The 13,616-nt window shown below is 59.9% G+C and carries 15 protein-coding genes, 1 other RNA gene and 1 pseudogene; 15 read left to right on the top strand and 2 right to left on the bottom strand.

Annotated elements, in window-relative coordinates:
• Positions 1–229: 229 nt before the first annotated feature.
• The 14 genes and pseudogenes from ACFX4T_RS00710 to ACFX4T_RS00775 all read left to right on the top strand — a co-directional run.
• A pseudogene (locus ACFX4T_RS00710) lies at positions 230–580 on the top strand (CpaF family protein); the annotation flags it as partial.
• Positions 580–1,437: a type II secretion system F family protein gene (locus tag ACFX4T_RS00715; RefSeq protein ID WP_377650482.1), complete on the top strand. Its 858-nt coding sequence runs from the start codon at positions 580–582 to the stop codon at positions 1,435–1,437. The pseudogene ACFX4T_RS00710 and the gene ACFX4T_RS00715, both read left to right, overlap by 1 nt.
• Complete coding sequence (locus tag ACFX4T_RS00720; RefSeq protein ID WP_377650483.1) at positions 1,434–2,375, top strand: type II secretion system F family protein; 942 nt, start codon at positions 1,434–1,436, stop codon at positions 2,373–2,375. The genes ACFX4T_RS00715 and ACFX4T_RS00720 overlap by 4 nt, the downstream gene beginning before the upstream one ends.
• Positions 2,376–2,501: 126 nt before the next feature.
• Positions 2,502–2,702 (top strand): hypothetical protein, encoded by a 201-nt coding sequence (locus tag ACFX4T_RS00725; RefSeq protein ID WP_377650484.1) that lies wholly within the window; start codon positions 2,502–2,504, stop codon positions 2,700–2,702.
• Positions 2,703–2,747: 45 nt separating this feature from the next.
• Positions 2,748–3,170: a TadE family protein gene (locus tag ACFX4T_RS00730; RefSeq protein WP_377650618.1), complete on the top strand. Its 423-nt coding sequence runs from the start codon at positions 2,748–2,750 to the stop codon at positions 3,168–3,170.
• Positions 3,151–3,705 (top strand): hypothetical protein, encoded by a 555-nt coding sequence (locus ACFX4T_RS00735; RefSeq protein WP_377650485.1) that lies wholly within the window; start codon positions 3,151–3,153, stop codon positions 3,703–3,705. The genes ACFX4T_RS00730 and ACFX4T_RS00735 overlap by 20 nt, the downstream gene beginning before the upstream one ends.
• 28 nt (positions 3,706–3,733) lie before the next feature.
• Positions 3,734–4,186 carry a pilus assembly protein TadG-related protein gene (locus ACFX4T_RS00740; RefSeq protein WP_346346989.1) on the top strand — a complete coding sequence of 151 codons (453 nt, stop codon included), beginning with the start codon at positions 3,734–3,736 and terminating at the stop codon, positions 4,184–4,186.
• Between the two features lie 86 nt (positions 4,187–4,272).
• The gene (gene prfB, locus ACFX4T_RS00745; protein ID WP_216924002.1) at positions 4,273–5,388 is read left to right on the top strand and encodes a peptide chain release factor 2; all 1,116 of its coding nucleotides are present in this window, start codon (positions 4,273–4,275) and stop codon (positions 5,386–5,388) included.
• 179 nt (positions 5,389–5,567) lie between these two features.
• Positions 5,568–6,332 (top strand): cell division ATP-binding protein FtsE, encoded by a 765-nt coding sequence (gene ftsE, locus ACFX4T_RS00750; protein WP_216924001.1) that lies wholly within the window; start codon positions 5,568–5,570, stop codon positions 6,330–6,332.
• On the top strand, positions 6,329–7,243 hold the full coding sequence (ftsX, locus tag ACFX4T_RS00755) for a permease-like cell division protein FtsX (RefSeq protein ID WP_216924000.1): 915 nt from the start codon (positions 6,329–6,331) through the stop codon (positions 7,241–7,243). Before ftsE ends, ftsX begins: the two co-directional genes overlap by 4 nt.
• A 55-nt stretch (positions 7,244–7,298) precedes the next feature.
• A complete protein-coding gene (locus ACFX4T_RS00760) occupies positions 7,299–8,714 on the top strand; it encodes a peptidoglycan DD-metalloendopeptidase family protein (RefSeq protein WP_377650619.1) in 1,416 nt (471 codons plus the stop codon).
• An 85-nt stretch (positions 8,715–8,799) separates the two neighbouring features.
• Positions 8,800–9,270 (top strand): SsrA-binding protein SmpB, encoded by a 471-nt coding sequence (gene smpB, locus ACFX4T_RS00765; protein ID WP_026540087.1) that lies wholly within the window; start codon positions 8,800–8,802, stop codon positions 9,268–9,270.
• 126 nt (positions 9,271–9,396) lie between these two features.
• Positions 9,397–9,765, top strand: a transfer-messenger RNA (tmRNA) gene (ssrA, locus tag ACFX4T_RS00770).
• 178 nt (positions 9,766–9,943) lie between these two features.
• A complete protein-coding gene (locus ACFX4T_RS00775) occupies positions 9,944–10,957 on the top strand; it encodes a S1C family serine protease (protein WP_377650486.1) in 1,014 nt (337 codons plus the stop codon).
• Between the two features lie 24 nt (positions 10,958–10,981).
• On the opposite strand, the gene ACFX4T_RS00780 is transcribed toward ACFX4T_RS00775, so the two are convergent.
• Positions 10,982–11,311, bottom strand: a complete 330-nt coding sequence (locus ACFX4T_RS00780) for a hypothetical protein (protein ID WP_216924171.1) — start codon at positions 11,309–11,311, stop codon at positions 10,982–10,984.
• Positions 11,312–11,405: 94 nt separating this feature from the next.
• Between ACFX4T_RS00780 and ACFX4T_RS00785 the strand changes: the two genes are divergently transcribed.
• Positions 11,406–12,854 carry an MFS transporter gene (locus ACFX4T_RS00785; RefSeq protein ID WP_377650487.1) on the top strand — a complete coding sequence of 483 codons (1,449 nt, stop codon included), beginning with the start codon at positions 11,406–11,408 and terminating at the stop codon, positions 12,852–12,854.
• A gap of 46 nt (positions 12,855–12,900) precedes the next feature.
• Here the strand turns inward: ACFX4T_RS00785 and ACFX4T_RS00790 are convergent, their stop codons facing one another.
• The gene (locus tag ACFX4T_RS00790) at positions 12,901–13,614 is read right to left on the bottom strand and encodes a metal-dependent transcriptional regulator (RefSeq protein WP_216923998.1); all 714 of its coding nucleotides are present in this window, start codon (positions 13,612–13,614) and stop codon (positions 12,901–12,903) included.
• Between the last annotated feature and the right edge of the window lie 2 nt (positions 13,615–13,616).

Here is a 13,616-nt window from a genome sequence, read left to right on the forward strand (position 1 = left end):
GCGTGAGCGGGTCTCTCCCTTGATCTCGTATAACTACCGTACATGTAGTGCAAGCACTGGATCAGCGAACGGATCAGACGACCGGCGATCTGTCAAGTGCCACAGAACCATTATGTTATTCAATCCACCGGTCGTCCACAGGCGAGACCTGCGGAATTGTCCGTAATTGCCGGAAACTCGGGCGATAATGCTCGCGAATTGGGGAAACATGAGTTGCGTTTCAACATCTCTCGGCCTGCCTGGCATGTGCACAGTCCATGCCAATTCGGCACATGATGCCGTCACCAAGATTTGCACGCTGCCTTTGCTGGCAGGGGCGAACATTTCCAGTGCATTCGTCCTGCCCACAGTTGCTTCGTGCATTGACTTGGTGGTGCATTGCGCCAGGCAGGCCAATGGGCGCAGGCAGGTAACCGAAATCCTGTCGTTGGGACGCCGTGTGGAAAACGGCGTCATCGAATCCTCGGTGGTGTTCCGCATGCTGGAAGGGCAGTTGCAGCCCAAAGCCAACTCCATGCCCGCGGTCGAAAAGTTTGCCGTGGCAGGTTTTGATGTGGCCGCGCTGCTGGAACTGAACTAATGGCACCGCTGTTGGGGATCCTTTGCGGCGGTGGAGCATTACTTATCTGGTGGTCCACCTGGGAGCATCCGCCAGGCGTCAGGGCAAGGGAACCCCGACCACGACGGCTTGAACATCTCTTGCTCTCAGCAGGCATAGAAAAGGTCACGAGTGCGGGCCTCCTTCTCAGTTGCACTGGATGCGGAATCATCGCGATGCTCCTGTTTTTCGTTGTGACCGCGTCATTGCCGGTCTGCCTTTGTTTCGGCCTCTTTGGCGCTTGGATCCCTTTTGGCCTCGTGCGTCGGCGGGCGCGGAAACGCCGTGCCACCCTGCGCCAACTGTGGCCAGATGTTGTTGACCACCTCAGATCCGCCATTCGCGCCGGTCTGGCTTTGCCAGAGGCCTTGATCCAACTTGGACACAACGGGCCGGACGAACTAAGGAGCCTGTTCCTGGATTTTGGTGCCGACTATAGGTCCGGCGGTCAGTTCGATGCGGCTGTCAACAAACTCAAGGACCGCCTGGCAGATCCGGTGGCTGACCGGATCATCGAGGCACTTCGCATGACCCGGGAGGTGGGTGGCTCGGACCTCGGGCGCATGTTGGGTACGTTGGCCGGGTTTCTTCGGGAAAGCGCCCGGACGCGCAGCGAACTCGAGGCCAGGCAGTCCTGGACCGTAAACGGTGCCCGGCTTGCCGTCGCAGCACCCTGGATAGTCTTGGTGGTCATGGCCGGTAGACCTGAAGCCATGCTTGCCTACAACTCCGGAATCGGGGCCGTGGTGCTACTCGGCGGGCTTATCGTCTCGGTTTTGTGTTACGCAGTCATGCTGCGCATTGGGGCGTTACCCGAAGATGGGCGGGTCCTGCGATGAGCACCTCGACCGCCATCGCAACACTCCTCGGACTACTCCTGGGTTCAGGGACATGGTTGATCCTGGTGCGGCTTCCATTCATGCGTGGCCGGACTTTCGCGGAGCGCATTCACCCGCAGCTTAGGTCGCATAATCTCGAGTCGCGCCTCCTTCGGGCGCCTACACATAATCTGACACCCTTTGGACCATTGGAACGCATACTCCGCCCGGTTATCCAGGACGGAATTGGCTACTTGTCCCGCTTTAACAGCGGCGGCCCAGCGTTGCGAAAGAGACTCGCTCGTGCCGGGTCCGCGAAAAGCGTGTTGGATTTCAGGGCGGAGCAACTGGTGTGGGCCGCAGCCGGTTTCCTGCTTGCTGTGGTCGGCGTAGGGCTGGGTGCTGCCTCCGGACGATTCAGCCCGCTTCCATCACTGGTGGCGGTAATCGGGGCTGCCTTTTGTGGGTACGTGCTCCGCGATTTCGTGCTTGGCCAAAAAATTAAGCGCCGCGAATCGGTAATTCTCGCGGAGTTTCCCAGCCTTGCCGAACTCATGGCGCTGGCCGTCGCCGCCGGAGAGAGCGCAGTGGGTGCGATGGACAGGATCTCCCGTACCTCCACCGGCGAACTGGCCAAGGAGTTCACCGCGGTTCTGGCGGATACGAGATCAGGAAAGTCCTTGGTCCAAGCACTCCAAGCGTTCTCTACCCGGACGCAACTGCCGCCCCTCGTCCGATTCGTTGACGGACTGGTGGTGGCCGTGGAGCGGGGGACTCCGTTGGCCGATGTACTTCGGGCGCAAGCCGCCGATGTCCGCGACGCTGCGAAGCGGGAATTGATGGAATCAGCCGGTCGAAAAGAAATCGGCATGATGGTGCCCCTGGTATTCGGAGTCCTTCCACTAACGGTAATTTTCGCAGCGTTTCCAGCACTTGCCGCCTTGCAGCTGAGCCTTTGACGGGACCAAGCCGGGCGCCTTGACCAATTATCTCTATCCACCCATCGCTTAATGCCAGCGATACAAACACACACATTGGGGAAAATAATGAAGAAGCATGGACGATCGTTTTCTGCCGCAAACACGATGACTTGGCCCTTTTTCTCATGGGCCTTCGCCGTGACGTCGCGAAATGTTGCGCCGCTGGAACACCGTGAGCGCGGTGACGTCCCGGGGTGGGTGATGATCACACTAATGTCTGCAATATTGGTCGCGGGACTCCTCGCAATTGCATCGCCAGCGCTGGCGGACCTCTTCACGCAGGCCATGGCCAAAGTGGGCAACTAGGAGATGGGACAAGCCTGGTCCCGCAGAAAATATCACACACTCCGCCTGTCCTGCGCATTTGAAAGGCTCCGTGAATTAAAACGTCCCGACGCACCTAATAGCGGGGAACGAGGTTCCGCGGTTATCGATTTTGTGATGGTTGCTGCCCTGTTGACGTTGCTATTCATGGCGATCGTCCAGCTCACGCTTGTCCTTCACGTCCGAAACACGATTGTTGATGCCGCCGCGTCCGGAGCGCGATATGGAACCCTTGCCGATCGAACGGAAACGGACGCGGAGGCCAGGGCGTCCGAACTGATCGAAACGGCGCTCAATGGCGATTTCGCGGCAGATGTGACCACCGCCGAAAGGAATCTGGATGGAATTCGGGCATTGGAAGTGACCGTGAGGGCGCCTATGCCAGTCGTGGGGCTTATCGGACCGCGTGGAGTCATGGAGGTTACCGGACATGCTGCCCTTCCAAAGTGATGTTCTGGCTCCGGCGCCGTTTCCCGCTTCGCCCTCGAACCGCCGCAGGCATCTGCTGACCAAGGCTTGGCGGTTGGCGTTCGGACCATATCAAGACATATCCACAGTGGGTACCGAAGTCGAAAGGCAACGCGGCAGTGCCATCGTGGAGTTTACGTTCCTGGCACTGATGCTCATGGTCCCGGTTGTCTATTTCCTGGTAACCGTGGGCCAAATCCAAGGCGGATCCTTCGCGGTGGTGGGTGCTGCGGATCAGGCGGCCAAGGTCTTTGTCTCCCAAACTGAACCCGCCCTGGCGAGGACCAACGCAGAACAGAGCGTCCTCATGGCGTTGAAGGACTACGGCTACCCGGCGCAAGCGGCCAAGATGGAGATCACGTGCGACCGGGCAGATTGCCTTTCAGCGGGCGCAGCAGTGACAGTTTGGGTTCGACTGACTGTCCCGTTGCCGATGGTGCCGTTTGGCGACTCCCTACATCTGAACGCTGCCGTGCTCAATGCCTCTGCCACACAAGTCGTTGGCCGCTTTAAGTGAATCGTCAACGTGAGGAGGAGCCGTAAACATGGTGATGGGGCGAATAGGGCGCAAAGCGGAAGAGGGCCAGATGACCGTGCTGATCGTAGGATTCGTACTTCTGGCGCTCCTGTTGGCCGCGGTGGTAATGGCTGCTTCGGCGATTTACCTGGAGCATAAGAAACTCCTGTCCTTGGCTGATGGCGCCGCACTTGCTGCTGCAGACTCGTACGTGGTGGGTGACATCGGAGGAAGCGGTGCGCCCTCGGCGTCGCTGGTGGACGAGCGGGTGCTGGGCGCGGTTGAACTGTATCTGGGAAACAGCGAAGCCTTTTCAACGCACGATCACTTGGAAATTTCTCCTGAAACGGGTAGTTCACCCGGCGGTACAGCGCTGGTGGTCTTAACTGCCGTTGCCCATCCGCCCTTGGTCACCTTCCTGCTGCCTGAGGGAATCCCCGTTGAAGCAAGATCCACCGCCAGGTCCCGGCTCACCCAATAGCGGCACAACGCAAGGACGCAATCATAGAGACGCAATGACGGCGCCCAGTCGGGGGAGTCCGGCTGATAGCGTACGCTGGAAAGACCATGGCTGAGATTGATTTTCCCGCAGAAATCCGCGCGCTTCGCGCCACTTACAGTTCCATCGAGAACGTCACCGATGTTGATGCCTTGAAGGCAGAAATCGCCGAATTGAGTGAGCAGGCTGGCGCCCCGGACCTTTGGGATGACCCCGCATCGGCGCAAGTCGTGACGTCGCGTTTGTCCCACCGTCAAGCCGAAGTGGAGCGCTTGTCCAAACTTGCCTCCCGGATTGACGACCTCGAAGTACTGGTGGAACTCGGCCAGGACGAGGGCGACGAAGCCTCAATGGCCGAGGCCGCCAAAGAGCTGACTTCTATTCGCAAGGCTCTCGCGGACCTCGAAATCGTCACACTGTTGTCCGGCGAGTACGACGAACGAGAAGCCGTTGTGACCATCAGGGCTGGAGCCGGCGGTGTTGACGCTGCCGACTTCGCCGAGATGCTCATGCGTATGTACCTGCGGTGGGCGGAGCGCCACGGGTACCCCACTACCGTGATGGACACGTCCTATGCTGAAGAAGCAGGCCTGAAGTCCGCCACGTTCGAAGTCAAGGCGCCGTACGCATTCGGCACCCTGAGCGTCGAGGCGGGCACACACCGGCTGGTCCGTATCAGCCCCTTTGACAACCAGGGCCGCCGGCAGACCTCGTTCGCCGCCGTCGAAGTCATCCCGTTGATTGAACAGACCGACTCCATTGAGATTCCGGACAACGAGATCCGCGTAGACGTCTTCAGGTCCTCAGGACCAGGAGGCCAGTCGGTGAATACGACCGACTCCGCCGTTCGCCTGACACACATCCCCACGGGCATCGTAGTGTCAATGCAAAATGAAAAGTCCCAGCTGCAAAACCGGGCCGCTGCTTTGCGTGTGCTCCAGTCGCGGTTGCTGCTTGTTAAGAAGGAACAGCAGGACGCTGAGAAGAAAGCCTTGGCCGGTGACGTCAAGGCGTCTTGGGGAGACCAGATGCGCTCCTACGTGCTCAATCCGTACCAGATGGTCAAGGACCTGCGCACGGAACACGAAGTAGGCAACACTTCGGCTGTACTCGACGGCGACATCGATGACTTCATCGACGCCGGTATCCGTTGGCGCACCGGCAACCGTAACGCTGCCAGCTAGGGTCTCAGTCCGCCTGCCGGGGGCGTCCGATTCCACGACACGCCCCCGAAACCCCCGGAATCCCGGCTGCTGCGTGCGTATAGTCGAGTGGCCGGTGCTCTCACTTCCCCCATCGAAAGCCCGCGCTCCGGCTGTTGGACTGGGCGAGTACGTCAGGTCCGGCGGGGTTCTAAAGGGCCATGATCAGATTTGAGAATGTCACCAAGGTCTACGAGCAGAATGCCCGACCGGCGCTCGATTCTGTAAGCCTTGAGATCAACCGCGGTGAATTCACCTTCCTGGTGGGCGCCTCAGGCTCAGGAAAATCCACCTTCCTGAGATTGATCCTGAAGGAAGACAAAGCATCCTCAGGTTCGGTTTACGTTGCCGGCCAGAACGTGGCCAACATTTCGAGCTGGCGAGTGCCCAAGCTTCGCCGGGGTATCGGCGTGGTCTTCCAGGATTTCCGTCTTCTCCCGCAGAAGAACGTCTTCGCAAACGTGGCGTTTGCCATGCAGGTCATCGGCAAGAGCCGTTCCATCATCCGTGAGACGGTTCCTGAGGTATTGAAGACCGTTGGTCTTGAGGGCAAGGAAAAGCGGATGCCTCACGAACTTTCAGGCGGCGAGCAGCAGCGTGTGGCGATTGCCCGCGCCGTCGTCAACCGCCCGGGCATTCTCCTTGCTGACGAACCCACGGGAAACCTTGACCCCATTACGTCCATGGGAATCATGGGCGTCCTGGACAAGATCAACCAGAACGGCACCACTGTGGTCATGGCTACCCACGACGACGACATCGTTAATGAAATGCGCCGCCGCGTGGTGGAACTCAAGAATGGCAAGGTCATCCGCGACGAAGCGAAGGCACTGTACACGTCCATGATCCCGGTTGTGGGTGAATCGCGACGGCTGAAGGATGCCAGTGGCGAGGAACTCAACCGCGCACAGGGGGCACAGCTGTGAGGCTTCTTTTCATCCTTGGGGAAATCGGCAGCGGCCTGCGCCGCAACCTGTCCATGGTGATCTCGGTCGTCTTGGTGACCTTTGTTTCCCTGACGTTCGTGGGCGCAGCCGGAATGCTGCAGATGCAGATCAACCAGATGAAGGGCTACTGGTACGACAAAGTCCAGGTTGCGGTCTTCCTCTGCAACGATGGCTCGACGGCGGTTGGTTGCGCCTCGGGGCCGGCCACCAAGGAACAGCAGGACAATCTGCAGGCAATGTTGGAGTCTCCCGCAGTCAAGCAGTACATCAACGATTTCCAGTTCGAATCCCAAGCCGAAGCTTACAAACACTTCAAAGAGCAGTTCTCCAATTCGCCGATTGTTGATTCCGTCTCCCAGGACCAGTTGCCGGCCTCGTTCCGTATCAACATGAAGAATCCCGAGAAGTACCAGATCATCAGCGAAACATTTTCCTCGCAACCTGGCGTTGAGACGGTGAGTGACCAGCGCCAGGTACTGGAGCGGATCTTCTCCTGGATGAACGGCGCTTCGGTAGCGGCGATGGGTGTGGCCGCGGTGATGATCTTCTGCGCGGTACTTCTGATAACCACTACTATCCGGCTCTCAGCGTTCAGCCGGCGCCGGGAAACGGGGATCATGCGCTTGGTGGGCGCCTCGAAGACAGTCATCCAGTTGCCGTTCATCCTGGAGGGTGTGATCGCCGCTGTTGTCGGCGCCTTGTTGGCCTCCGTGACGCTGTGGCTGATGGCACACTTCTGGCTCAACGGTGATCTGTCCCGGCAATTCCTCAACACTCCCTTCATCTCATCGACGCAGGTCCTGGTGATCGCACCGGTGCTGATTGCGCTCGGCGGTGGCTTGGCCGGGATATCCTCCTTGTTGACCCTCCGGCGTTACTTGAAGGTTTAGTGATGAAGGACGGGCGGCTGCGAACGACTCTGCTGACAAGCGAAAAGGACTCATGATGACCACGTTGGACCAGAACTCCCTGCGTCGGCGCCTTGCGTCCGGTCAGGCCAGGATTCTTGGTGGCGTTCTCGCCCTGGGCCTCGCCGTTAGCCTCCTGTCTGCTGTACCTACGGCCCATGCGGACAACCTGGACGACCAGCAAGCTGCGCTCGAGGCCGAATCGGCGCGCGTCCAGGCGTCCTTGGAGTTTGTGGACTCGAAGATCGCCAAGGCCGCGGGCGATCTCGTCATCTACCAAGGACGACTCCCGGGCGCCCAGCAGGCACTTCTCGAAGCGCAGGGCCGCGTGGCCAGTGCTGTCAAGGAGGTCGAGGCTTTGGCTGCCCGGGTGGAGCTCGCCCAGCAGAACAAAGCCAAAATTACTGAGCAGCTTGAGAGCGACAAGCAGAAGATCACCGATACGAAGAAATTGATCGGCCAAATCGCCTCACAGGCCTATAAATCCGGGGGCGTGCCCACCAACATCGCCCTGCTCTTCGGATCTAACGAGTCCGGCAGCCTGACGGAGTCCATGGACCTCGCCGATCAGGCAATGCGCAGCCAGAACGCTGCAATGACCAAGCTGACCCAGCAGAACGCCACCAACGTAAACTCCCAGGCCCGGCTGGCCGCCGTCGAGGCTGAGATCCAGGACCTGAAGGCCAAAGCCGACGCCGCGCTTGAGCGGGAGAAGGCTGCGCGCGACGAGGCTGCCAGCAAGAAAGCCGAAGTCGACAAGCTCATCGAGGACACTACGCGCCTGAATGGACAACTACAGGCGGCCAAGCCCGGCATTGAAGCCGATCTTGCCCGCGTGAAGGCCGAACAGGACTCTGTTGCGGCCGAAATCGTTGAGAGGGACCGCAAGCTTCGGGAGGCGTGGGAGGCCGAGCAGCGTCGGCTCGCCGAAGCGGCCGCTGCTGCGGCCGCCGCTGCGGCAGCCGCCCAAGGAAGGCCTGCGCCTCCTGAGCCCCCGTACTCCCCGCCGCCCGCCGGTTCGCCGTCAGCGTTCGGACTTCGTCATCCCTTCGCAAGCTATGTGCCCATTACGTCCGGGTTTGGTTGGCGTGCAACACCCCCGGGAACGATCGACTTCTACGGCACCGGTGGTTACATGCACACGGGCATCGACTTCGGTGCAGCCTGCGGCACTCCTGTTTACGCTGCAGCTGCCGGTACTGTCTTCAACTCTGGTTGGAACTCGGCAGACGGCGGTGGATGGCGGGTGAAGCTGTCCCACGGTGTGGTGCAGGGCAACTCCCTGACGACCATTTACTACCACAACAGCAGCATTGTGGTGTCCAACGGGCAGCAAGTATCGCAGGGGCAGCTCATTGCCTACTCGGGAAGCACAGGTAACTCGACGGGGTGCCACGCACACTTCGAAACCTGGCTGAATGGCGCTGCAGTGGATCCAATGACCCTCCTCTAGTGGCCCGTCCCTTCGTCAGGGAACAGGGGGCCCGCGGGCTCTGGCGTACACTAGTTGAAATCCGCATCTAACAAGGAGTTCTACCGTGCCCAAGGAAAGTGGCCGTAAGGTAGTGGCCACCAATCGGAAGGCCCGGCATAACTACCATGTCCTGGATACCTACGAGGCCGGCATTGCGCTGATGGGTACCGAAGTGAAATCCCTCCGTGAAGGCCACGCCTCCATGGTGGACGGCTTCTGCACCTTCTACAATGACGAACTGTGGATGGAGGGCATCCATATCCCTGAGTATCACCAGGGGAGCTGGACCAACCATGCCGCGCGCCGCCGTCGTAAGCTTTTGCTTCACCGCGAAGAACTGGACAAGATCTCCCAAAAGATCCGAGAATCCGGCTTCACCGTGGTGCCCTTGCAGCTTTACTTCCTGGACGGCCGCGCGAAGGTTGAAATAGCCATAGCACGAGGTAAAAAGGACTACGACAAGCGCCAAACGCTTCGTGAGCAGCAGGATAAGCGCGAATCGTTGCGCGAACTGCGGGAGCGCAACCGCCGCTAGGTTCGAACGTAGATGCACCCGCCCAGGACTTGTGTCGCGGGAATGATCTTCCGGGTGGATGCGTTATGATGGATAGTCCGGTAGGGATCGCTTGATGAATGCCTTGCCGGTTTGGTAACAGAATACGGGGATGATCGGTTTCGACGATGTTAGTCGCGACAGGTGAAGCGGGCCGAGGATGCAGAATTATCTCGTAAACGCTGTCTGCAAACCAATAAGTGCCGAATCTAAGCGCACTGACTTCGCTCTCGCTGCCTAAGCAGTAAGACAGTCCGTCAGCCCGGGGTTGCTATCGCCCCGGTTCCTGGCGTCATTTAGATAGCCACTGCTGTTTGCCTTCGTCATTGAGGTAAACGGGACTTTTAGATGACTGGGCCCGGATCAGCCACCTGTTCGCAGGATGGCTGGGGCCGAGAAAATCCGACGCGAACTGCGCCCGGAGAAGCCCTGACAAAACGACATCGGACGGGGGTTCAATTCCCCCCATCTCCACCGGAAAGCCCTCGGATCCTAGTGATCCGGGGGCTTTTTCTTTGCCTGAACCTGATCGCACATACCGTTCACCCACGGCGTAGGGGAACGTGGACTAGCTGCCCTAACCTGGCCGTTGTACAGGGTAGGCACTGAACTGTACTGGACAGGACGTGCACGGCACCGCGGTAGCAGGAGGCATGTGATGAGTACCGAGCCAGAGTTTGAAATTCCGGATGACGGCCGGGATGCAGAACTTCCTACAGAGCAGGACGACGACGCGGCCTTGGATGCGTACTCACAGATCGTCATTCGGGTTGCGGACTCTGTCACGCCGCACGTCGCCGCTATTGAGATGACGAGTGCGCGCCGGAACGGGCAGTTGCGTGTGGGCAGCGGATCGGCTGTGGTCTTCACCGGTGACGGGTACATGCTCACCAATGCCCATGTGGTGGCGGGTATCCAGTCTGGAAGAGCGGTGTTTGCGAACGGCAAGCAGACCGACGTAGAGCTCGTGGGGGCGGACCCGTTGTCTGACCTTGCGGTGGTACGAGGCCTCAAACCCACGCCGCCACCCGCCATTTTGGGTAACGCCGATTCGTTACGGGTTGGCCAACTGGTGATCGCGGTGGGCAACCCGCTGGGCCTTGCGGGATCCGTGACTGCCGGCGTGGTCAGCGGCCTGGGACGATCCATCCCTGTCCGTGCAGGGGAGCACCGGCGGGTGATTGAGGATGTCATCCAGACTGACGCTGCCCTTAATCCGGGCAACTCCGGTGGTGCGCTGGCCGACACCCGTGGCCGCATCGTGGGCATCAACACGGCCATTGCTGGACTGGGCCTTGGACTCGCCGTACCTATTAATAGGACAACCCAACGGATTATCGCCTCCCTGCTCAAGGATGGGAGGGTGCGCCGCGCCTACTTGGGTTTGGTGAGTACGCCGATCCCGCTCGATGCCAGTGCGGTGGTGCGGACTGGCCAGAAAGAGGGCCTCCGTGTGGTGGAGGTCATCGCCGGCTCGCCTGCGGAATTATCGGGGCTCCAGCCAGGGGACCTGGTGCTTCGGGCCCAGGGCAGGGCTGTATCAAGTGCAGAGAGTCTGCAGAAGTTGCTTTTTGCCGAGGCCATAGGCGAACCATTCCCCTTGACCGTGCTGCGGGACGGCAAAACGGTACAGCTGATGGCCGTTCCCTCGGAGATGAGCCAGCAATGACGAGCCAGCAACAATGAGCCGAGCCTAGGCCTGATCCTCGCGGACATCGACCACGCCCACAAAGCGGCTGCCGACGCCTTCATATTCGCTGCGCACGTCACCAAGGAACAGTTCCGGCAGTTCACTGTTCTTATGGTGCCCACAAAAGACGAACGAGAAGTTGGGCCACCACTTTTTGGGCCGCACCGCCTCTGAGTACCCGCACACTGCGCAGGTCAGATGCACCCAAACTGGCCGTTTGCCCGTCCGGTTGGCACGTGACTGGACCAGCCAGGCTGGTGGATTGTCCTGGAGGCTACGAAGTTCCGCTTCTGACAGCCGTGACGGGATGCCGTGGCGCTGGGCCATTTCCATGGAGATATCAAGGGCCAATGCTGCGTCACGTCTACTAATCACTGTTTAACGATACGGGACTTCGCCATGGACGAATGCCGCGTAAGCTGTCCACATGACGGACGCAGCGGCCTTGCTGCCGAGAACGCCCCTTCAAAAGCGCGTGCTCGTGGTGGCTATTGTGGCTTCCTTTATCGCCATCCTGGACGGCTTCGTGGTGAACCTCGCATTGCCGGCCATCGGGCGCGAACTCGGCGGTGGCCTGGTCATCCAGCAATGGGTGGTGGATGCCTATCTGTTGACCCTCGGGGCCCTCATCCTTGTGGCCGGTTCATTGTCGGACCATTTTGGGCGGGCGCGGATCCTCCAATGGGGGCTGGCGGGCTTTGCGCTGACCTCGGTGATGTGCGGCCTGGCATGGAACGGGGAGGTCCTGGTGGTATCCCGTGCGCTTCAAGGTATCGCAGGCGCCCTCCTTGTGCCCAGTTCGTTGGCCATGATCATTACGTCGTTTTCTGGCCCCTCCCAGTCCAAAGCCATAGGCCAATGGTCCGGATGGACGAGCGCCGCTGCCATCGTGGCACCACTGATTGGCGGAGTCTCCGTGGACCTGCTGTCGTGGCGGGTTATTTTCTTCATCAACGTCATACCTGCTGTCGCTATCTGGCCCATGCTCGCAGGTCTTCGCGCCTCGGATGCGGCCAGGGACAAGAGCAAGCGAATCGACTACCTCGGTGCCGTGCTGGCCATGATTGGGCTAGGTGGTCCCGTCTATGCATTCATTGAACAGGGCCGGATGGGTTGGATGAGCGTCCAGGTATGGCTGCCGCTCCTAGTCGGTGCCATGGCGATGGTGTTGTTCCTGGTCCACGAGGCCAGGACCAGGGAGCCGATGTTGCCGTTGAGGCTGTTTGCCATAAGGAACTTTGGTTGGGGCAACCTTGCAACGCTCGCGATTTACGGTGGGATATCGCTAGGATTCTTTGTCCTGGGCATCTATCTCCAGCAGGTTGGGGGCATGGGGGCTACCATAGCGGGAATCGCCCTGCTTCCGGCGACCGTCATCCTGATGCTGACTGCGTCCTACTTCGGTGGGCTGGCTGGAAAGTATGGTCCTCGATGGTTCATGACAGTGGGGCCGCTGTTATGCGGTGTGGGCTTTCTGATGTCCCTCTCCATCCAGGAGCCTCTGAATTACTGGACCCAAGTGTTGCCGGGGCAGATCGTCTTCGGCGTGGGACTTACCACTCTCGTTGCGCCACTCACCGCCGCAATTCTAGGCGCGGTACCGCAAGAGGAGGCAGGGATCAGCTCCGCGGTAAACAATGCCGTGGCACGTATCGCAGGTCTGATCTGCATTGCCTTTGCCGGCCTGATCGTTGGTCCGGTGTTTACACGGGAGGGCTTGTACAACGCCTTGATTGTCACAGCGGCCCTGTTCGTTGTCGGGGGCGTGGCGTCCGCCGTCGGGATCCGTAACCCGCTTACCGAAGCGGCAGTTACCGCTGACAGCGCCCCGGATACCGCGTCCGACGACGGCGGGTCGGCCGACCAGCACAGCTAGCCGATGCACTGTGCATAGTCAACGCGGCACAGTCAGCGCAGCACAGTCAGCGCGCGGGAAGCACGCAGCCTTCGTGGACTTCGGCGCTTTGGACCCAAAGTGCCGCTGTAACTTCGTCCGCGAGATCGAATTCGCGCCGCTGGGGTCCGCTGCCAATCCGGACCACCAAGGCTCCGCCGAATGGTTTGCGCCCCACCACCTCCACAGGAGCATCCAAGGTGATCTCTTCCGACGCGAGATAGCGAAGAAGATCTGGATTTTCGTCGCTGATTCGGGTGATGCGGCCTGAGTGGCCTTCGTCCAACTCGATCATGCGGTACGCGTGAGGGAGTTCCACCGATCCGTCAGCCGAGGGAATCGGGTCGCCGTGAGGATCCCGGAGGGGATGGCCAAGCTTGGCGGCCATGCGCTCGATGAAGGTATCGGACACCGCGTGTTCCAACATCTCAGCTTCATCATGGACTTCGTCCCAGCTGTAACCGAGTTCGTCAACGAGGTAAGTCTCAATCAGGCGGTGCCGCCGGACCATGGACAGCGCCAGTCGCATGCCCTCCGGAGTCAGCCTGATGGCACTGTAGGGTTGGTGGTCCACCAAGCCTTGGTCCTTGAGTTTGCGGACCATTTCAGACACCGAGGAATTGGCAACGCCAAGCCGCAGGGCAAGCTGCGAGGACGTAATGGGTTTGTCCTGCCACTCCGTATAGGAGTAGATGACCTTAACGTAGTCCTCGATCGAGGAGGAGGGCGTACTGGTCTTCACAC

This window comes from Paenarthrobacter sp. YIM B13468 (assembly GCF_042788025.1).
In the GTDB taxonomy this organism is placed as follows: Bacteria; Actinomycetota; Actinomycetes; order Actinomycetales; family Micrococcaceae; genus Arthrobacter; species Arthrobacter aromaticivorans.